Consider the following 18,983-nt stretch of genomic DNA (forward strand, 5'->3'; position numbering starts at 1 on the left):
AGATTGCCGGATCTGATCACGCAAGACTGGTGGCACCCGCAGCGCTCCCTCGCGGTGCGGAGTCTCGGGCAACTCGAAGAGGAAGACAGTCACCATGCGCTCACGCGCTCTGCTCGTCATGCTCGCATGCCTGGCCACGGCGATCGCCGGCCTGGCTGCCGTGGTCGACGCGCCGTCGTCGGAGGCGGCGCAGCGGACCACGCTCGACCGGCCGCGCACGGTCGGCGGCAAGGTGGTCTTCAAGGGGCGTGCCCAGCCCCGGGCGCGGGTCGTCATCAAGCGGCGCGCGAACGACCGGTGGGTGCGCGTCGCGGTCGACCGGGCCGACCGGAAGGGGCGCTACCAGGCGCGGACCCAGCGTCCGCTGCGGCAGCGCTGGGTCGTGCGGGCGGTCGCGAAGGGCAAGCCGAGCGGACGCCGGACGGTGCCGCCCGCGATCCCGGTCGCGCCGCCGGCGGAGGACTCGCGCACCGAGCAGCTCCCCCCGACCACCGAGCCGCTGCCGCCGGTCGACCTCCCGGCCGAGGAGCCGCCCCTGGAGGAGCCGCCCGTCGAGGAGCCGCCGGTGGAGGAGCCGCCCGTCGAGGAGCCGGCTCCGGTCGACGAGTGCGGCGAGCAGCCGCTGAAGGCCGACGGGACCCGCTGGCAGTGCTCGTTCGTCGACGACTTCGACGGCACCGAGCTCGACACCGACAAGTGGCTGGTCCAGGAGACCTGGTTCAGCGGCATGACGACCGCCAACAGGGACTGCTACGTCAACGACCCGAGCACCGTGCAGGTGGCCGACGGCACCCTCCGGCTGTCGATCCGGCGGGGCCTCGAGGAGTTCGAGTGCCGCAGCCCCTACGGCAACTTCCGGACCACGTCGACGGCGGCGACGGTGGCGACGTACCAGCGGTACAGCCAGACCTACGGCCGCTTCGAGTTCCGCGCGAAGTTCCCGCAGCACGAGGGCATCCCGGGCACCGGCTCGGGCCTCTGGCTCTACCCGCAGCGGCACACCTACGGCGCCTGGCCGCAGTCGGGCGAGATCGACGTCGCCGAGTGGTTCAGCGGCGCCCCGGAGCGGGCCTACCCGTCGGTGCACTACGCGGGCGAGGACCGGTCGCTCAGCAGCGGCTACCAGTGCCTGGTGTCCGACGCGGGAACGCAGTTCCACACGTACGCCGTGGAGTGGACGCCGACGGTGATCGAGTTCTTCTACGACGGCCAGAAGTGCTTCGAGCACGAGTGGAACGCGACCGACCTGCCCGCCCCGGCGCCGTTCGACCACCCGTTCTACCTGGTGCTGACCCAGGCCTGGGGCGCCGGCACGAACGCCCCGAACGCCGAGACGCCGATGTCGGCCACGCTCACGGTCGACTGGGTCCGCGCCTGGGAGTGACGTCCGGCGGCTCCCCACCGCGGCGCTAGCCTTCGCGGTGTGCAGCTGGCGTTCGACACCTCCTCGCCGACGGTGACCGTCGCGGTCCACGACGGCGCGGACGTCGTCGCCGAGCGGGTGTCGGACCGGACGATGCGTCACGGCGAGCAGCTGATGCCGCTGGTCGAGGAGGTGCTCCGCACCGCCGGGCTGTCGCCGCGCGACCTGACCGCCATCTCGGTCGGCGTGGGTCCCGGTCCCTTCACCGGCCTGCGGGTCGGGCTGGTCACCGCCCGCACCCTCGCGCACGCGCTCACCCTCCCCGTCTACGGCGTCTGCTCGCTCGACGTGCTGGCGGTCGAGGCCGTCGACACCGGTGCGGTGACCGGCCCGTTCGTGGTCGCCACGGACGCGCGCCGGCGCGAGGTCTACCTCGCGACGTACGACGAGACCGGCACCCGGGTCTCCGGCCCCGACGTCGGCCGCCCCGTCGACCTGGCGACGTCGGCCCCGGTCGTCGGCGAGGGCGCGGCGCTCTACGCCGAGCACTTCCCGGACGGCCGGGCCCCGCTGCGGCCGAGCGCCGGGTGGCTCGCACAGACGGTCGTCGACGAGCGGGCCGAGCTGCACGACCCCGAGCCGCTCTACCTGCGCCGTCCCGACGCGGAGGTCCCGCGGGCGCCGAAGCCGGTGTCGTGACGCGCCGGCGGCCGCGGGTGCGCCGGGCCGACCTCGGCGACGTCGTCGCGATCGCCGAGCTCGAGACGGAGGCGTTCCCGGCCGACCCGTGGTCGCCGGCGCTGGTGACCGACGGCGTGGCCGGACGGGTGCCGACGGTGACCTACCTCGTCGCGGAGCGGGCGGGCGACTTCGCCGGCCACGCCGTCGTGAGCGTCGTGCAGGACGTGGCGGAGCTGCAGCGGATCGCGACGGTCGCCGCCGCGCGCCGCACGGGCGTCGCGTCGGCCCTGCTCGCGGCCGCCCACGACCTGGCCGCGGGAGCGGGGGCGGAGCGGCTGCTGCTGGAGGTGCGCGAGGACAACGCGGCCGCCCGCGCGTTCTACGAGCGGGCCGGCTTCGTCGAGCTGGCCCGCCGCGCCCGGTACTACCGCGACGGCACCCACGCGGTGGTCCTCGAGCGGTCGCTGGCCGCTGGGGACGGTGCGCGAGAATGACTGCCGTGAGCCCCGACGAACCGCTCGTGCTCGGCATCGAGACGTCCTGCGACGAGACCGGCGTGGGCATCGTGCGCGGCACCACCCTGCTCGCCGACGCGGTCGCGAGCAGCGTCGACGAGCACGCCCGGTTCGGCGGGGTGGTGCCCCAGGTGGCCAGCCGCGCCCACCTCGAGGCGATGGTCCCCACGATCGACCGGGCGTGCGAGACCGCCGGCGTGGCGCTCCACGACGTCGACGCGATCGCCGTCACCAGCGGCCCCGGGCTGGCCGGCGCGCTGCTGGTGGGCGTGGCGGCGGCGAAGTCGCTGGCGTTCGCCCTGGGCAAGCCGCTCTACGGCGTCAACCACCTCGCCTCGCACGTCGCGGTCGACCAGCTCGAGCACGGGCCGCTGCCCGAGCCGTGCCTGGCGCTGCTCGTCTCCGGCGGCCACTCCAGCCTGCTGCGGGTGGCGGACGTGACCGGCGACGTCGACCCGATGGGCGCCACGATCGACGACGCCGCCGGGGGAGGCGTTCGACAAGGTCGCCCGCCTGCTCGGGCTGCCGTTCCCCGGCGGTCCGCACATCGACCGTGCCGCGCGCGAGGGCGACCGGGTGGCGATCGACTTCCCGCGGGGTCTGACCGGCCGCCGCGACCTGGAGCGGCACCGGTTCGACTTCTCGTTCTCCGGCCTCAAGACCGCCGTCGCCCGCTGGGTCGAGGCCCGAGAACGGTCCGGCGAGCCGGTGCCGGTCGCCGACGTCGCCGCCTCGTTCCAGGAGGCGGTCTGCGACGTGCTGGTGCGCAAGGCGCTCGACGCCGCCGCCAGCGAGGGCATCGAGGACCTGCTCATCGGCGGCGGCGTCGCCGCCAACTCCCGGCTGCGGGCGCTGGCGGAGGAGCGGGCCGGCCGCCTCGGCATCCGCGTCCGCGTGCCCCGGCCCGGGCTGTGCACCGACAACGGCGCCATGGTGGCCGCCCTGGGCGCCGAGATGGTCGCCCGCGACCGGACGCCGTCCTCGCTCGACCTGCCTGCCGACTCGAGCATGCCGGTCACCGAGGTGCTCGCCGGATGACCGACGACGTCCTCCTCGCGGCGTACGACGACCAGCTGCGCGGGGACGCCGAGACGGCCGGCGCGGCCTCGGTCGAGCGGCTCGGGCCGCTGTGGCTGGTGCGGTTCACCGGACGCGGGTTCATCAGCTACCGCGACCTCGACGGCGCCGACGAGGAGACGCCCGCGGGCTGGTGCCGGAGGCGCTCGACCGCCTCCGGGCCGACCCTGCGGTGACCACCGTCGAGTGGAAGACCCGGGGCCACGACCGTGCCCCGGGGCTGCACGAGGCCCTGGTCGACCACGGCTTCGTCCCGGGCGAGCCCGAGTCGATCATGGTCGGCGACGCGGCGGCCCCTGGCCGTCGACGTACCGCTGCCCGAGGGGGTGTCGCTGCGCCGGGTCACCGAGGAGGCCGACGTCCGGGCGATGTGCGCCCTGCAGGACGAGGTGTTCGGCGGCCCGCCCCTCGTCGGCGTGGCCGACGCGCTCCCTGCGGCGACTCGCCGCCGGTGACCCGATGGAGCTGTGGGTCGCCGAGGCCGACGGCCGGATCGTTCTGCGCCGGCCGGCTCGAGCCGGTGCCGGGCACCGAGTTCGCCGGCATCTGGGGCGGCGCGACGCTCGGGTCCTGGCGGGGCAGGGGGATCTACCGGGCGCTGACCGCGGCCCGGGCGCGGTCGGCGCTCGCGCTCGGCAAGCGGCTGCTGCACAGCGACTCCACCGCGATGTCGCGGCCGATCCTCGAGCGGTCCGGGCTCGTGCGGGTGTCGACGACGACGCCGTACGAGTGGAGGCGCTGAGCGGCTCTCCGGGCGGCGCTTCCTGGGTACGCCGCAGGGCGGTGGGTACCGCCCCGGCATGGACAGCAACGGACTCGCCCTCGTCACCGGAGCCTCCAGCGGCATCGGCCGGTCGCTCGCCCGCCAGCTCGTCGGACACGGCTACGACGTGGTGATCGCCGCCGAGGACGCCGAGCTGCACGAAGCGGCCGCGGAGCTGCGTCGCACCGGGCGCGAGGTCGTGCCCGTGCAGGTCGACCTCACCTCACCCGACGGCGTCCGCGAACTGTGGCACGCGGTGCTCGACCGGCAGCGCCCGCTCGCGGCCGCCGTGCTCAACGCCGGGGTCGGGGTCGGCGGCCCGCTCGCCGGCACTCCCCTCGAGCGCAACCTGGAGATCGTCGACCTCAACGTGCGGTCCACCGTGCACCTGGCGAAGCTCGCGGTCGACCACATGCTCGCCCACGAGGGCGGGCGGATCCTGGTCACGTCGTCGATCGCCGCGGTCGTGCCGGGGCCGTTCCAGGCGGCGTACGCCGCGTCGAAGGCGTTCGTCCACTCCTTCGCCGAGGGCATCCGGCACGAGCTGAAGGGCACCGGGGTCACCGTGACGTCGCTGATGCCCGGCCCGACCGACACCGAGTTCTTCGAGCGGGCCGACATGCTCGACACCCCGATCGGACGCGGCCCGAAGGACGACCCCGAGGACGTGGCACGCGACGGGTTCGAGGCGATGATGACCGGCAAGCCGCACGTGCGGGCGGGGTCGCTGCGCAACAAGGTGATCGCCGAGGTCGGCACCCACCTGCCCGACCGCATCGGGTCGCGGGTGATGGCAGTGCAGACCAAGCCCCGGAGCTGACCCGGCCGCCCACCGGGCGCGGCCGGCTACCTCCGGGCCGGCTCCGCGGCCACGGTCCGCGCCTCCAGGTACGACGCGATCCGGTCGTCGTCCCAGCCGCGCGACTCCCGCAGGCCCTGCGCCAGCATCGCGAGGTAGGCCGGCTGCGGGCGGGTGTGCTCGACCGCGTCGTGACCGTGCGGTGCGGTGAAGGTGAGCATCGGCAGCCCGTCGCGCCGGCCGACCTCGACGAGCGTCTCGTAGTGCCCGGGTCCCGCCTCGTGCCGGCCGGCCACGAGGCCCTCGACGACGACCTTCTCGATCGGGTCGTCGGGCTCCGGCAGCCGGTGCATCTCCTGCGCCGCGACGTCGGCGAACTGCTCGGCGGTGATCCGGTAGGCGCGCGCCGCCGTGGGGCCCGGCTCGTCGTGGTCGTAGAACGCGACACCGCCGCCCCACGTGGGGGACTCGCCGGCGAAGTAGAGCCGGCCCGGCAGGTCGACGCTCACGTCGTCCTCGGGCATCGACGGGTTCCGCGCCCCGGCGTACTCCCGCCGGGCCCCGGCGGGACGGCCGCCGAGCAGGTAGGCAGCCAACCGCGCCCGGCACATGTTCGAGCCGTAGCTGACGTACCAGACCTCCGCACTCACCTCCCCCAGCATGCCAAAGCGCCGGTGAGGCGCGTGGTCAGCGCACCGAGCGGATCCGGCGGACCAGGACGGAGCCGAGCACCGTGACGGCCGCGCCGCAGAGGTAGAGCGTCGCGTAGCCGAGGTCGAGGGCGCTGAGCACCAGCGCGGCGACGGCCGGGGCGAGCACCTGGGGAGGGCGTTGGCGATGTTGATGACGCCGAGGTCCTTGGCCCGGTCGTCGGCGCTGGGCAGCACCTGGGTGATCAGGGCGAAGTCGACGGCGGTGTAGGCGCCGAAGCCGATGCCGAGCACCACCGCGCCCACCCAGGCGACCGGCAGCGTCGGCCAGGCGGCGAGCAGCACGAGCGCCACCGCCATCACCAGGCCGGACCCGACGACGAACGGCTGCCGCCGGCCCGCCCGGTCCGACCAGGCCCCGGCGGCGACCGCGGTGGCGACCGTGCACACGCCGTAGACGAGGGTCAGCCCGAACACCGTGTCCTCGGCGCGGTCGTCGCCGAGCCCGACCTCGTCGGTGAGGTAGTAGAGCAGGTAGAGCAGCAGCACGGCGTTGCCGAGGTTGACGAGGAACCGGGTCGCCCACGCCCACGCGAAGTCCGGGTGGGCGGTGGGCGAGACCCAGAACGAGCGCACGAACGCGCCCAGGCGGAACGGCGGCGCCGAGGCGATCGCCGTGTCCTGCGGGTTGAGGCAGTAGGGGAGCGACAGCACGAGCAGCAGGAGGGCGACCGCGGCGTACCCGGCGGCGATGCTGCCGGTGGCGGCCGCGAGCCCGGAGCCGGCGATCACGCCGAGGGTCTGCGCGATCGCCACCCAGCCGCCGACCGTGCCGCGCTCGCCCTCGGGGACCCGGTCGGGCACCGCCGCGGTGATCGCCGCCAGCATCGCGTTGAGGGAGGCCTGGACCAGGCACCAGGCGAGGACCATCGGTACGACGGACCGGGCGGCGGCGAGCAGCAGCAGCGCGAGCACGCCGGTCACCAGCCCGCCCACCACCCACGGGAGCCGGCGGCCCGCGCGCAGCGTCGTGCGGTCGGAGAAGGCCCCCCACAGCGGGTTGAGCACGAGGCTCACCGCGGCGCCGGCGCCGGTCACCAGCGCCAGCACGGACTCCTTGTCGGCCGGCGCGATCTCCTCGGCCTGCTGCGCGAGCAGCACCTGGATCGGCCCGAAGAACCCCGACCAGACGCCGATGCTGACCAGCACGAGGCCCGCCACCCAGCCGCGCGGCACCGGTGCGGCGCGGCCGCCGGTCGCCGCGAGGTCCGTCATCGCCCCCTCCTGCCCGGGAGCATAGGGGAGCGCGGTTGCGCTGCGGCCGGCCCGGACGCAACCATTCGGGTTGCCCACGCGTCGGAGTGGGTACCTGCCGCCCGACCAGAGGAGGTCGCATGAGCGAGGCACGTCCGTCCGGCGCCCAGCCGTGGGAGCAGGAGCAGGAGGTGCGGGTCGAGGGAGCCGGGACCTTCCGGGCCTTCGACCCGGCCGTCGACGGCACCGTGGGCTGCGGCGACCCGAGCGGTCCCGTCGGCACAGGGGGCACCGTGGCTGGCGGACCGGCGCTCGCGACCACCGCCGTCTCCCGGCGGCACCACCCGTTGCTGCGGCTCAAGCGGCGGCTCGCGCGCATCTGACGCGGCCGCCGCCCTGACCCGCCGGCACCCGGAAGCGCTCCTCGTGCGGCCGCGGGCGACGTAACGTGCCCCCCATGGAGGAGCTCCACGTCACGGTCAACGGCGAGGCCCGCCCGCTCGCCGGCGCCGCGCCGCCGGCGACCGCGCTGGACTGGCTGCGGGCGAACGGCCTGACCGGGGCCAAGGAGGGCTGCGCCGAGGGGGAGTGCGGTGCCTGCTCGGTGCTCGTGGCCCGGCCCGGCTGCGACGCCCCCGACCGAGTGGACGGCCGTCAACGCGTGCCTGCTGCCGGCGGCCGCGCTCGCGGGCCAGGAGGTCGTGACGGCCGAGGGGCTCGGCACCCCTGCGGCGCTGCACCCCGTGCAGCGCGAGATGGCGGTGCGCGGCGGCTCGCAGTGCGGCTACTGCACGCCGGGGTTCGTGTGCAGCATGGCGGCGGAGTACTACCGGCCGGGCCGCGACGGCTTCGACCTCCACGCCCTCTCCGGCAACCTGTGCCGCTGCACGGGCTACCGGCCGATCAAGGACGCCGCCGACGCGCTCGGCCCGCCGGCCGACGGCGACCTGCTCGCCGCCCGCGGCGCGGCGCCGGCGCCGCCGGTGCCGCCGGTGCGGCTGCCCGGGTTCGTGCGGCCGGCCGACCTCGACGAGGCGCTCGCGCTGCTGGCCGAGGACGGCGCGACGGCGGTCGCCGGCGCGACCGACCTCGGCGTGGAGATGAACCTCCGCGGTGCCCGGCCCGCCCTCCTCGTCGCCATCGACCGGCTCGAGGAGCTGCGGGGGACTCGAGGTGCGCGCGGAGCACGTCGAGATCGGGGCCGCCCTCACCCTCAGCGAGGTCGAGCGGCTGCTCGCCGGGCGGCTGCCGCTGCTCGACGCCGTGCTCCCGCAGTTCGCGTCGCGACTGATCCGCAACGGCGCCACGATCGGCGGCAACCTCGGCACGGCCTCGCCGATCGGCGACCTGCCGCCCGCGCTGCTGGCGCTCGACGCGTCGGTCGTGCTGGTGTCCGCGGCCGGCGAGCGGGAGGTGCCGCTCGACGGCTACTTCACCGGCTACCGCCGGACCGTCCGCGGCCCCGGGGAGCTGGTGCGGGCGGTCCGGGTGCCGCTGCCGCCGGCACCGGTCGCCGCCTTCCACAAGATCGCCAAGCGCCGGTTCGACGACATCTCCTCCGTCGCCGTCGCGTTCGCCCTCGACGTCGCCGACGGCATGGTGACCCGCGCCGCCGTCGGGCTCGGCGGCGTCGCGGCCACCCCGGTCCGGGCGACCGCGACCGAGGCCGCCCTCCTCGGGCGCCCGTGGGACGAGGAGACCGTCCGCGCCGGCGCCGAGGTGCTCGCGGGGGAGGGGACGCCGCTCGACGACCACCGCGCGAGCGCGGCGTACCGGCGGGCGATGCTCGGGCAGTCGCTGCGACGGCTGTTCCACGAGGCGGGCGCGGCATGACCGGCCTCTGGACCCGGCCGCCCGGAGGTGACGTCGGCACCGCCCGGCCGCACGAGTCCGCCGCCCTCCACGTCACCGGCCGCGCGCTTCTACACCGACGACGTCGCGCTGCGGACCCCGTCGCTCCTCCACGCCTTCCCCGTGCAGGCGCCGCACACCCACGCGCTGGTCACCCGGCTCGACCCGAAGCCGGCCTACGACGTGCCCGGCGTCGTGCGGGTGCTGACGGCCGACGACGTGCCCGGCGCCAACGACTCGGGCACCAAGCACGACGAGCCGCTGTTCCCGACCGAGGTGATGTTCCACGGCCAGGCCGTCGCCTGGGTGCTCGGCGAGACGCTCGAGGCCGCCCGCACCGGGGCGGTCGCCGTGGAGGTCGACTACGAGCCGCTGCCCGCCCTCGTCACCGTGCGGGAGGCGATCGAGGCGGGCAGCTTCCAGGGCATGCAGCCGCGGATGGAGCGCGGCGACGTGGCGGCGGGTCTCGCCGCCGCGACGTGGGTCTTCGAGGGCGAGCTCGAGATGGCGGGGCAGGAGCACTTCTACCTCGAGACCCACGCCTCGCTGGCCCGCCTCGACGACGACGGCCAGGTGCAGGTGCTGTCGAGCACGCAGCACCCCACCGAGACGCAGGAGATCGTCGCCCACGTGCTCGGCCTCCCCAGCCACCAGGTCACCGTCGAGTGCGTGCGGATGGGTGGCGGGTTCGGCGGCAAGGAGATGCAGCCGCACGGCTACGCCGCCGTCGCGGCGCTCGGCGCGACCGTGACCGGCCGCCCGGTGCGGGTGCGGCTCACCCGCCAGCAGGACATGACGATGAGCGGCAAGCGGCACGGCTTCCACGCGTCGTGGCGAGTCGGGTTCGACGACGACGGCCGGCTGCAAGCGCTCGACGCCACGCTCACCTCCGACGGCGGGTGGAGCCTCGACCTCTCCGAGCCGGTGCTGTCGCGGGCGCTGTGCCACGTCGACAACGCCTACTGGATCCCGCACGTCCGGCTCCACGGCCGGATCGCCCGCACCCACAAGACGTCGCAGACCGCGTTCCGCGGCTTCGGCGGCCCGCAGGGGATGCTCGTGATCGAGGACGTGCTCGGCCGGTGCGCCCCGCGGCTCGGCATCGACCCCACCGAGCTGCGGCGCCGCAACTTCTACGCCGACGGCCAGGCGACGCCGTACGGCCAACCGGTGCGGCACCCGGAGCGGCTGGTCACGGCGTGGGAGCAGGTGCTCGCGTCGGGCGACGTCGCGGGGCGGCGCCGGGAGATCGCCGCGGCCAACGCCGCCGACCCGCACCGGAAGCGCGGGCTGGCGGTCACGCCGGTGAAGTTCGGGATCTCCTTCAACTTCACCGCGTTCAACCAGGCCGGTGCCCTCGTGCACGTCTACAAGGACGGCTCGGTGCTGATCAACCACGGCGGCACCGAGATGGGGCAGGGCCTGCACACGAAGATGCTGCAGGTCGCCGCCACCGCCCTCGGCCTGCCGATCGAGCGGGTGCGGCTCGCGCCGACCCGCACCGACAAGGTGCCCAACACCTCCGCCACCGCCGCCAGCTCCGCCGCCGACCTCAACGGCGCGGCCGTCAAGGACGCGTGCGACCAGGTCCTCGCGCGGCTGCGGCCGGTGCGCGACCGGCTCGGGCCGGACGCGTCGTGGGACGAGGTGGTGAGCGCGGCGTACTTCGACCGCGTGCAGCTGTGGGCGGCCGGGTTCTACCGCACCGAGGGGCTCAGCTGGGACGCGGCCGCGATGCGCGGGGAGCCGTTCAAGTACTTCGCCTACGGCGTCGCGGCGGCCGAGGTCGAGGTCGACGGCTTCACCGGCGCCTACCAGGTGCGGCGGGTCGACATCGTCCACGACGTCGGCGACAGCCTCTCGCCGCTCGTCGACCTCGGGCAGGTCGAGGGCGGGTTCGTGCAGGGTGTCGGGTGGCTCACCCTCGAGGACCTGCGCTGGGACGCCTCCGACGGCCCCGCCCGCGGCCGGCTCGCCACCCAGGCGGCGTCGACGTACAAGCTGCCGTCGATCTCGGAGATGCCTGCCGACCTCCGGGTCTCGCTGCTCGAGCGGGCCACCGAGGAAGGGGGTCGTCTACGGGTCGAAGGCGGTCGGCGAGCCGCCGCTCATGCTCGCCTTCTCGGTGCGCGAGGCGATCCGCGACGCGGTCGCGGCGTTCGGGCCGGCCTGGACGGTGGTCGAGCTGCCGTCGCCCGCCACTCCGGAGGCCGTGTGGTGGGCGATCGAACGGGCGCGGGACGCGTGATGGACTGGCTGGCCGCGCTGCAGGAGTGCCGGCGACGCCGGGAGGCGGCGGTGCTGGTCACCGTCACCGAGGTCCGCGGACACGCACCCCGCGACGCCGGCGCCAAGCTCGTCGTGACCGCCGGCGCCACCTGGGGCAGCGTGGGCGGCGGCAACCTCGAGGAGACCGCCGTACGCCGGGCGCGGGCGCTGATCGGCGACGGCGCGGGCGCGCCGGTGGTCGAGCGGTTCGCGCTGTCCGACCGGGCCCCAGCCGAGCACGGCGTGCAGTGCTGCGGCGGCGAGGTCACGCTCCTGCTCGAACCGGTGCCGGTGCGGCGGGCGGTCGCCGTCTTCGGCATGGGGCACGTGGGGCTGGAGATCGCGCTCCTCCTGAGCCGCCACGAGCTCGAGCTGCACCTGGTCGACTCCCGCGCCGACCAGCTGGGCGATGAGCGGCTCGGCCCCGTGCGGTCGGGGGCCGCGGAGGTGCACGTGCACCGGGTGCCGGTGCTGCCCGAGCTGGTGGTCGCCGAGCTGCCGGCCGGCACCGACGTGCTCGTGCTGACCCACGACCACGCCGAGGACCTCGCCCTCCTCGACGCGCTGCTCCGCTCCACCCTGCCGGGCTCGATCGGGCTGATCGGGTCCTCGGCGAAGTGGACCCGGTTCCGCGCCCGCCTCGCCGACCTCGGCCACCCCGAACCTGTCGTCGCGCGGGTCCGCACGCCCATCGGCGACCCCGCCGTGACCGGCGTACACGGCAAGACCCCGGCCGCCATCGCCCTCTCCGTCGTCACCGAGCTGCTCGCGCGCCCCGCCGCCGTACCGCGTTGAATCGGGTGTTGTGGTGGGTCGAATCGGGCCTCGTGGTGGGTCGAATCGGGCCTCGTGGTCGGTCGAATCGGGCCTCGTGGTGGGTCGAATCGGGCCCCGTGGTTGGTTGATTCCGGCCTCGTGGTGGCGGAGTGCGCCACGACCCCCGACTCAACCGACCACGACACCCGATTCGACGAGCCACGACACCCGATTCAACCCACCACGACACACGATTCAACACACCACGAGGCCCGATTCAACGTGGGGCAGGGGGCTCGGTAGCGTCGGGGGTGTGAGCACCGAGACCGAGGTGGGGCCGGCGGCGGGGGCCGCCGGGAGCGAGTTCGACCGCGACATCGCCGTGAGCGGCGCGGCAGGCGGGCAGCGGTTCGAGGGGCTGCTGAGCGACCGTTGGCGGGTCGGCGGCGGCCTCAACGGCGGCTACCAGCTGGCGTTCCTCGGCAACGCCGTGCGCGCGGCGCTGCCCGACCACCCCGACCCGGTGGCGGTGAGCGCCTACTACCTCTCGCCCGCACAGGCCGGCGAGGCGGAGGCGGTCGTCGACGTACGCCGCGCCGGCGGCCGCACCGCCACGGTCGCGGCCGACCTGCGGCAGGGCGGCGACACCCGGCTGACCGTCCTCGCCACCTACGCCGACCTCGACCGGTTCCCGGTCGACGACGTGCGCACCACGGCCGAGCCGCTGCGGCTCCCGCCGGTCGACGAGTGCCTCCCCGGCTCGATGGCGCCGCCGGAGGTCAAGGAGCTGGCGCCGTTCATCGCACGGTTCGACATGCGCTTCCACCCCGACGAGGTCGGGTGGGCGGTCGGGAAGCCGAGCGGCCGCGGCAGCCTGAGCGCGTGGTTCCGGTTCGCCGACGGCCGCGAGCCCGACCCCGCTGGCGCTGCTGATGGCGGTGGACGCGCTGCCGCCGGTGACGTTCGACCTCGGCCTGCCGGGCTGGGCGCCGACGGTCGAGCTCACCGTCCACGTCCGTGCCCGGCCCGCGCCGGGGTGGCTGCGGGTGCGCCACGCCACCCGCAACGTGGCGGGCGGGATGTTCGAGGAGGACTGCGAGGTCTGGGACTCCGCCGACCGGCTGGTCGCCCAGTCGCGGCAGCTGGCCCGGCTCCCGCGCTGACCGCCCGTCAGTACGCCGTCCGGCCCTCCTCGGCCAGCCAGGCGTCGAACGGCGCGGTGCCGGTCGGCACCGGGTGCTGCTCGACGCGCAGCTGCCACTCCGAGCGGGCCTTCCCGAACAGCTCGTGGAACGCCCGGTCGTCGAAGCCGCCACGGGCGGCGTCGTCGCGGTCGGCGGCGAAGACCACCCGGTCGAGCCGCGCCCACAGCGCCGCGGAGAGGCAGAGCGGGCAGGGCTCGCAGGAGGCGTAGAGCGTGCAGCCGGCGAGGGAGAAGTCGCCGAGGACGGCGCACGCCGACCGGATCGCCACCACCTCGGCGTGCGCGGTGGGGTCGAGGTCGCGGGTGACCCGGTTCTGCCCGGAGGACACCAGCGCGTCGCCGCGCACGATCACCGCCCCGAACGGGCCGCCGCCGTGGGCGACGTTGGCCGTCGCCAGGTCGACCGCGTGCGACAGCCAGGTCGCGTCGTCGTAGTCCACCTTCATCGATCCGTCCATCGCCTCACTCCACCTCTCCGATGCGCTCGTAGGCCTCGGTGATCGCCCGCACCCGTCGGCCGCCCGCGCGCCCGCACGCCGCGAGCACGGCGTCCGCCAGGACGCAGGCCAGCGCCATCGGCGCCGCATAGCTGTCGAAGGCCAGGGTGTGCTGCAGCGGGCACTCCAGCCACACCGTCGCGTGGGCCGCGTGCGCGACGGCCGTCGGGTCGCCGACCAGCACCACCGCGGCCCCGGTCGCGGCCGCCTCGGCCAGGAACCGGTCGAACCCCCGCGGCCGGCGGCGGAAGCCGATCACGACCACCACGTCCTCCGGTCCGAGGCCGGCCAGCTCCTCCCCGAGCGTCTGCCCCGGCACCGGCGCCAGCCGTACGTCGTCGCGCGCCTGCGCCAGCTGCTCCCGCAGGTGCAGTGCGACGGGGTGGCTGTTGCGCCACCCCACCACCAGCACCCGGTGCGCCATCGCGACCAGCCCGGCGACCTCCGGCAGGCGCGGCTGGTCGATCGCCCGCAGGACGGCGGCCTGCTCGGCAGCCGCCAGCGCCGTGGCGTCGGGTGCGCTCTCGACCCGCCGCGGCTCGCCGTTGCCGCGCAGGCCGCGCAGGTGCTCGCGCACCTCGTCGAAGTCCTCGAAGCCGAGGTGGCGGAAGAGCCGGCTCATCGTCGCCTTGGAGACGCCGGCCAGCTCGGCGAGCTCGGCCGCCCGGTAGGTTGCGAGGTCGTCGAGGTGCTCCAGCAGCGTCGCGGCCGCGCGCCGCTCCTGCGGCGTGAGGGTCTCGTGCCGTTCGGCGATCCGCTCGTCGATCCTCATCGCTCCTCCTCCAGCTGCCGGGCGACGTGCAGCACGGCGTGCTCGAGGGCGTCGAGCCCCCGCGCGACGTCGAGCTCGCGCACGTCCTCGTCGGGGTGGTGGCTGATCCCGTCGTGGCAGCGGAGGAACAGCATGCCGACGTCGGTCACGCCGGCCATCGCCATCGCGTCGTGCCCGGCTCGGCTCCACAGGCCGACCGGGTCGTCGTCGCCGGTCGCGCGGATCCCGGCGACCACCGCCCGCTGCAGCCGGTCGGCGCACGGTGCGGCGGGCGCGGTGTGGGTCTCGGTCACCTCGAGCCGGAGCCCGCGCCGCGCGCACCGCGCCGGACCTCGGCGTGCACCTCGTCCCAGGTGCGGTCGCGCTCGGCGTCGGTGGCGGCGCGTACGTCGAGGGTGAGGGCGGCCCGGCCGGGCACCACGTTGACGGCGCCCGGCTCCACCTCGACCCGGCCGACGGTGGCGATGGTGCCGGCCGCGCGCGCCACCCGTTCCACGGCGACGACCGCCTCGGCCGCGCCGACCAGCGCGTCCTTCCTGCGCTCGTACGGCGTCCCGCCCGCGTGCCGTGCCTCGCCGAGGAAGGTCAGCACGAACCGGCGGGCGCCCGCGATGCTGGTGACGTAGCCGAGCGAGGCGTCGGCCGCCTCGAGGTAGGGCCCCTGCTCGATGTGCGCCTCGAGGTAGCCGACCAGCTCCTCCGGCCGCCGGGCCGCCTCCCCGACCCGCGCGGGGTCGAGGCCGAAGTCGCGGAACGCCTGGTGCAGCGTCACCCCGTCGCGGTCGCGCAGGTCCCACCAGGCGTCGTCCCAGGTGCCGGCCACCGCCTGGCTGCCGAGCAGCGCCTTGTCGAACCGGGTGCCCTCCTCGTCGCCGAACCCGATCACCTCGAGCGCGAACGGCAGCCCGAGGGGGCCGGCACCGGCCCGCCGCCCCAGCCGCTCCGCCACCGCGACCGCCATCAGGACGCCGAGCGGGCCGTCGTACCTCCCCGCGTCGGGCACCGTGTCGAGGTGCGACCCGAGCACCAGCGCGGGCAGCCCCGGCGTGCGGCCCTCGCGGCGGCCGCAGACGTTGCCGGCGGCGTCCTGCCGCACCCGCAGCCCCGCCTGCTCCATCCAGCCGCCGACGAGCGCGTTGGCCGCGCGGTGCTCGGGGGTGAGGTGGCTGCGCTCGATCCCCCTTCGGGCTCGCGGTGATCGCGGCGAGCTCGGAGCAACGCGCGAGCACGGTCTCAGCGGTCGTCACCGGCACCTCGCTCCGCGTCGTCGGCGTAGACCTGTCGGGCGGCGTCGACCCCGCCGCCGGGAGGTACGGCGACACCGGCGGCCCGCAGCGCGTGCTCGAGCGCCGCGAGGGTCACCAGCACCGCGTCCCTGCGGGCGTTGTGGCCCATGGTGCCGATCCGCCACACCCGGCCGTGGAGCGGGCCGAACGAGGTGCCGATCTCGATGCCGAAGTCGGTGAGCAGCGCGGCGCGGACCGCGTCGGCGCCCTGTGCACCGAGCCGCTCGGGCACCTCGACGGCGACGACGTTGTGCATCTTGTGCGCGACGTCGCCGAAGACGCCGAGCCCGAGCCCGCGGACGCCTGCGGTCATCGCCCGCCCGTGCAGCGCGTGCCGGGCGACCGCGGCGTCGAGACCCTCCTCGAGCAGCAGCCGGGCGCACTCGCGGGCGGCGTAGAGCATCGAGGTCGCCTCGGTGTGGTGGTTGAGCCGGCGCGGACCCCAGTAGTCCATGACCTGGGCGAGGTCGAGGTAGTTGCTGGCGATGACCCGGCCGCGGGCCTCGTCGCCGGGGTCGCCCGGGTCGCCGGGGCCGCCGGGGTCGCCCGCCTCGCGCAGCCCGGCCTCCACGTGCTTGCGGCCCTCGACGACGCCGACCGCGCGCGGCGAGATCGTGATCGGCGCCGAGCCGGACGGGCCGCCGAGGCACTTCTGCAGGCCCGCGGTGACGACGTCGAGACCCCAGGCGTCGGTGCGCAGCTCGTTGCCGCCGACCGACGCGGTCGCGTCGCAGTAGAGCAGCACGCCGAGGTCACGGCAGACGGCCCCGATGTCGGCGAGCGGTTGGCACATCGTGGTCGAGGTGTCGCCGTGCACCACCGCGAGCACCTTCGGCCGCACCGAGCGGACCGCCTCCTCGACCTGCGCCGGGTCGAACACCTCGCCCCCACGGCACCTCGATCGTGTGCACCTCCGCGCCGCAGCGGTAGCCGATCTCCGCCAGCAGGTGCCCGAACCGCCCGAAGACGGGCACCAGCACCCGGTCGCCCGGCTCGAGCAGCGACACCAGCGCCGCCTCGATGCCGGCGCGCGACGTGCCGTCGACGAGGAACGTCTGCTCGTTGGCGGTGTCGAACACCCCGCGGTAGAGCGCCATCACCTCGTTCATGGTCGCGGTCATGAACGGGTCGAACTGCCCGACGAGCGGGGCCGACATCGCCCGCAGCACCCGGGGGTCCGCGGTGATCGGCCCCGGCCCCATGAGGAGCCGCGGCGGCGGGTGCACCTGGCCGGTCACGCCGCCTCCCGCGCCAGCATCCGGCCCCAGGAGTGGTCGAGCCCGTCGGGGGGCGATCACCCGGCCGCGGACGACCGTCCGCAGCACGCGGCCGTCGTACGCCTGGCCGTCGTAGGCGGTGAGCGGGTTGCGGTGCGCCAGCCGGGCGGCGTCGACGACCGTCGGCACGGTCGGGTCGTGCACGACGAGGTCGGCGTCGGCCCCGACGGCGATCCGGCCCTTGTGCCGCAGGCCGACCAGGTCGGCGGTGCCGCGCGCCATCCACCGGCTCACCGCCTCGATCCCGATGCCGCGGCGACGCGCCTCGTGGGCCACCGCGGTGAAGCCGACCTGGAGGCCGGACACCCCGCCCCAGGCCTGCTGGAGGTCGCCACCGCCGCGGTGCTTGAGCTCGGCGGTGGCGGGGGAGTGGTCGCTCACCACCGCGTCGACCACGCCGGCGACGAGCCCCCTGCCAGAGCTGCTCGCGGTTGCCCGCGTCGCGGATCGGCGGACAGCACTTGAACTCCGCGGCGCCGTCGGGCACCTGCTCGGCCGTGAGGCACAGGTAGTGCGGGCAGGTCTCCGCGGTCACCGGCAGCCCCCTCCTCCTTGGCCGCGGCGACGACGTCGAGCGCGCGGGCGCTCGACAGGTGCAGCACGTGCACCCGGCAGCCGGTCTCGCGCGCCGCGCCGACCACCTGCTGGACGGCGGCGGTCTCGGCCTCGTCGGGCCGGCTGAGGAGGAAGTCGGCGTAGGCGCGGCTCGGCGGCGCCGGCGCCGCGGCGAGCACGCCTGCGTCCTCGGCGTGCACGACGACCAGCCCGCCCAGCGACGCGACCTCGGTCAGCGCGGCCGTCAGCTGCGCCGGTGCCAGCGGCGGGAACTCCTCGACCCCGCTCGGCGCGAGGAAGCACTTGAAGCCGAGGACGCCCGCCTCCCACAGCGGGGCCAGGCGACCGAGGTTGTCGGGGACGACGCCGCCCCAGAACCCCACGTCGACGGCCAGCTCGCCGGCCGCCGCCGCGCGCTTCAGCCCCAGGGCCTCGACCGTCGTGGTCGGGGGCAGCGAGTTGAGCGGCATGTCGACCAGCGTCGTCACGCCGCCGAGCGCCGCGGCCGCCGTCGCGGACACGAAGCCCTCCCACTCGGTGCGGCCCGGCTCGTTGACGTGGACGTGGGTGTCGACGACGCCCGGCAGGACGTACGCCGTCGCCGGGGCGTCGAGCACGGTGCCCGCGACCTCGGCGTCGTGCGGGGCGACGGCGGCGACCCGGCCGTCGCGCACGACCACGGTGGCCGGCACCAGCTCGTCGCCGACCAGCACCTGCCGGCCGCGGACGGCGTCGACCTTCACGACACCCCCGCCCAGGCGCGCGGCTCCGGGTCGGTGCCCGACCGGCTCAGGGTCGCCGAGATCAGGCCGTAGGGACGGTCGGCGGCGTGGAACACCTCGCCGGGGTTGTCGAGGCCGAACGGCTCCAGGTCGACGAGGAAGTGGTGCTGGTTGGGGCAGGCGATGCGGATCTCGGCGACGTCGGGGGCAGGCGTCGAGCGCGGCGCCGCCCATCGCGTGGATCGTCTGCTGCAGGGCTCGGCTGTGGGTCCGGGCGAACGCGTCGACCAGAGCCGCTCGCACGGCGGCGTGCGCGGTGTCGAAGTCGACGCCGCCGGCGGCGGCGTACCGCCAGGTGGCGGTGACGCTGGTCGCCAGCACCCGGTCTTCGGTCTCGGCGAGCGTGGTGAACCGGTCGCGCGGGAACCCCCGGAACTCGCTGCCGGTGGTCTTGAGCAGCACCAGGCCGGTGAGGCCGGCCAGCACGAACGTCTCGTCGCCGTCGGTCTGCACCCACGCGGTGCGGGTCTCCCCGCCGGACCGCACGAACGAGTGGCCGTTGGCCGGCAGCCGCTCCCAGGCGTGCGCCTCGGCCCGGAACCAGGTGCCGGTGACCCACGGCTGCGCGGCCCAGTGGTCGGCGAGCACGAGCAGGAACGCCTCCGGGGAGTCGACTCCCCTGCTCGCGGGCCA

General features: G+C 75.6%; 18 protein-coding genes and 2 pseudogenes. 12 read left to right on the top strand and 8 right to left on the bottom strand.

Annotated elements, in window-relative coordinates; all coding sequences use genetic code 11:
* Nucleotides 1–94 precede the first annotated feature (94 nt).
* The 7 genes and pseudogenes from MF408_RS15090 (at nt 95) to MF408_RS15120 (ending at nt 5,219) form a co-directional block, all read left to right on the top strand.
* Entirely contained in the window at nt 95–1,384 is a 1,290-nt protein-coding gene (locus MF408_RS15090; protein ID WP_240248384.1) for a glycoside hydrolase family 16 protein, read from the top strand.
* A gap of 39 nt (nt 1,385–1,423) precedes the next feature.
* Nucleotides 1,424–2,062, top strand: coding sequence for a tRNA (adenosine(37)-N6)-threonylcarbamoyltransferase complex dimerization subunit type 1 TsaB (gene tsaB / locus MF408_RS15095; protein WP_240248385.1), 639 nt, complete (start codon nt 1,424–1,426; stop codon nt 2,060–2,062).
* Nucleotides 2,059–2,538, top strand: coding sequence for a ribosomal protein S18-alanine N-acetyltransferase (gene rimI / locus MF408_RS15100; RefSeq protein WP_240248386.1), 480 nt, complete (start codon nt 2,059–2,061; stop codon nt 2,536–2,538). Before tsaB ends, rimI begins: the two co-directional genes overlap by 4 nt.
* Nucleotides 2,535–3,597: pseudogene (tsaD, locus tag MF408_RS15105) on the top strand (tRNA (adenosine(37)-N6)-threonylcarbamoyltransferase complex transferase subunit TsaD). The gene rimI and the pseudogene tsaD overlap by 4 nt, the downstream one beginning before the upstream one ends.
* The gene (locus MF408_RS15110; protein ID WP_240248387.1) at nt 3,594–3,812 is read left to right on the top strand and encodes a hypothetical protein; all 219 of its coding nucleotides are present in this window, start codon (nt 3,594–3,596) and stop codon (nt 3,810–3,812) included. The pseudogene tsaD and the gene MF408_RS15110 overlap by 4 nt, the downstream one beginning before the upstream one ends.
* Nucleotides 3,809–4,378 (top strand): hypothetical protein, encoded by a 570-nt coding sequence (locus MF408_RS15115; protein WP_240248388.1) that lies wholly within the window; start codon nt 3,809–3,811, stop codon nt 4,376–4,378. Before MF408_RS15110 ends, MF408_RS15115 begins: the two co-directional genes overlap by 4 nt.
* Before the next feature lie 58 nt (nt 4,379–4,436).
* Entirely contained in the window at nt 4,437–5,219 is a 783-nt protein-coding gene (locus tag MF408_RS15120; RefSeq protein ID WP_240248389.1) for an SDR family NAD(P)-dependent oxidoreductase, read from the top strand.
* A 26-nt stretch (nt 5,220–5,245) separates the two neighbouring features.
* On the opposite strand, the gene MF408_RS15125 is transcribed toward MF408_RS15120, so the two are convergent.
* Nucleotides 5,246–7,123 carry an MFS transporter gene (locus MF408_RS15125; RefSeq protein WP_240248390.1) on the bottom strand — a complete coding sequence of 626 codons (1,878 nt, stop codon included), beginning with the start codon at nt 7,121–7,123 and terminating at the stop codon, nt 5,246–5,248.
* Between the two features lie 119 nt (nt 7,124–7,242).
* Between MF408_RS15125 and MF408_RS15130 the strand changes: the two genes are divergently transcribed.
* The 5 genes and pseudogenes from MF408_RS15130 to MF408_RS25590 all read left to right on the top strand — a co-directional run bounded on the left by MF408_RS15130 (nt 7,243) and on the right by MF408_RS25590 (nt 13,140).
* Entirely contained in the window at nt 7,243–7,485 is a 243-nt protein-coding gene (locus MF408_RS15130; protein WP_240248391.1) for a hypothetical protein, read from the top strand.
* A gap of 790 nt (nt 7,486–8,275) precedes the next feature.
* Complete coding sequence (locus MF408_RS25580; RefSeq protein WP_275693183.1) at nt 8,276–8,935, top strand: FAD binding domain-containing protein; 660 nt, start codon at nt 8,276–8,278, stop codon at nt 8,933–8,935.
* Nucleotides 8,936–8,962: 27 nt separating this feature from the next.
* Nucleotides 8,963–12,016 carry a xanthine dehydrogenase accessory protein XdhC gene (gene xdhC, locus MF408_RS15145; protein ID WP_240248392.1) on the top strand — a complete coding sequence of 1,018 codons (3,054 nt, stop codon included), beginning with the start codon at nt 8,963–8,965 and terminating at the stop codon, nt 12,014–12,016.
* A gap of 343 nt (nt 12,017–12,359) precedes the next feature.
* Nucleotides 12,360–12,590, top strand: a pseudogene (locus MF408_RS26945) (acyl-CoA thioesterase domain-containing protein); the annotation flags it as partial.
* Between the two features lie 319 nt (nt 12,591–12,909).
* Nucleotides 12,910–13,140: an acyl-CoA thioesterase domain-containing protein gene (locus MF408_RS25590; protein WP_275693184.1), complete on the top strand. Its 231-nt coding sequence runs from the start codon at nt 12,910–12,912 to the stop codon at nt 13,138–13,140.
* Between the two features lie 7 nt (nt 13,141–13,147).
* On the opposite strand, the gene MF408_RS15155 is transcribed toward MF408_RS25590, so the two are convergent.
* Genes MF408_RS15155 through MF408_RS15185 form a run of 7 tightly spaced genes read right to left on the bottom strand, consistent with a single transcriptional unit; the run spans nt 13,148 to nt 18,938 of the window.
* A complete protein-coding gene (locus tag MF408_RS15155) occupies nt 13,148–13,627 on the bottom strand; it encodes a nucleoside deaminase (protein ID WP_240248393.1) in 480 nt (159 codons plus the stop codon).
* 16 nt (nt 13,628–13,643) lie between these two features.
* On the bottom strand, nt 13,644–14,450 hold the full coding sequence (locus MF408_RS15160) for a MurR/RpiR family transcriptional regulator (protein ID WP_240248394.1): 807 nt from the start codon (nt 14,448–14,450) through the stop codon (nt 13,644–13,646).
* Nucleotides 14,447–14,743, bottom strand: coding sequence for a M20/M25/M40 family metallo-hydrolase (locus tag MF408_RS15165; RefSeq protein WP_240248395.1), 297 nt, complete (start codon nt 14,741–14,743; stop codon nt 14,447–14,449). The genes MF408_RS15160 and MF408_RS15165 overlap by 4 nt, the downstream gene beginning before the upstream one ends.
* Nucleotides 14,740–15,687: a Zn-dependent hydrolase gene (locus MF408_RS15170; protein ID WP_345893952.1), complete on the bottom strand. Its 948-nt coding sequence runs from the start codon at nt 15,685–15,687 to the stop codon at nt 14,740–14,742. Before MF408_RS15170 ends, MF408_RS15165 begins: the two co-directional genes overlap by 4 nt.
* The gene (locus MF408_RS15175) at nt 15,684–16,577 is read right to left on the bottom strand and encodes an aminotransferase class V-fold PLP-dependent enzyme (protein WP_345893953.1); all 894 of its coding nucleotides are present in this window, start codon (nt 16,575–16,577) and stop codon (nt 15,684–15,686) included. The genes MF408_RS15170 and MF408_RS15175 overlap by 4 nt, the downstream gene beginning before the upstream one ends.
* On the bottom strand, nt 16,489–17,394 hold the full coding sequence (locus MF408_RS15180) for an amidohydrolase family protein (protein WP_240248396.1): 906 nt from the start codon (nt 17,392–17,394) through the stop codon (nt 16,489–16,491). The genes MF408_RS15175 and MF408_RS15180 overlap by 89 nt, the downstream gene beginning before the upstream one ends.
* Nucleotides 17,391–18,938, bottom strand: a complete 1,548-nt coding sequence (locus tag MF408_RS15185) for an amidohydrolase family protein (protein ID WP_240248397.1) — start codon at nt 18,936–18,938, stop codon at nt 17,391–17,393. The genes MF408_RS15180 and MF408_RS15185 overlap by 4 nt, the downstream gene beginning before the upstream one ends.
* Between the last annotated feature and the right edge of the window lie 45 nt (nt 18,939–18,983).

Origin of the sequence: Nocardioides sp. TF02-7 (assembly GCF_022437945.1) — a bacterium.
Lineage (GTDB): Bacteria > Actinomycetota > Actinomycetes > Propionibacteriales > Nocardioidaceae > Nocardioides.

What these genes read in the sequence shown, in the direction of transcription:
- MF408_RS15160 (WP_240248394.1), bottom strand. Translation starts at nt 14,450, where the DNA reads ATGAGGATCGACGAGCGGATCGCCGAACGGCACGAGACCCTCACGCCG.
- MF408_RS15130 (WP_240248391.1), top strand. Translation starts at nt 7,243, where the DNA reads ATGAGCGAGGCACGTCCGTCCGGCGCCCAGCCGTGGGAGCAGGAGCAG.
- MF408_RS15120 (WP_240248389.1), top strand. Translation starts at nt 4,437, where the DNA reads ATGGACAGCAACGGACTCGCCCTCGTCACCGGAGCCTCCAGCGGCATC.
- MF408_RS15090 (WP_240248384.1), top strand. Translation starts at nt 95, where the DNA reads ATGCGCTCACGCGCTCTGCTCGTCATGCTCGCATGCCTGGCCACGGCG.
- MF408_RS15125 (WP_240248390.1), bottom strand. Translation starts at nt 7,123, where the DNA reads ATGACGGACCTCGCGGCGACCGGCGGCCGCGCCGCACCGGTGCCGCGC.
- MF408_RS25590 (WP_275693184.1), top strand. Translation starts at nt 12,910, where the DNA reads ATGGCGGTGGACGCGCTGCCGCCGGTGACGTTCGACCTCGGCCTGCCG.
- MF408_RS15155 (WP_240248393.1), bottom strand. Translation starts at nt 13,627, where the DNA reads ATGAAGGTGGACTACGACGACGCGACCTGGCTGTCGCACGCGGTCGAC.
- MF408_RS15110 (WP_240248387.1), top strand. Translation starts at nt 3,594, where the DNA reads ATGACCGACGACGTCCTCCTCGCGGCGTACGACGACCAGCTGCGCGGG.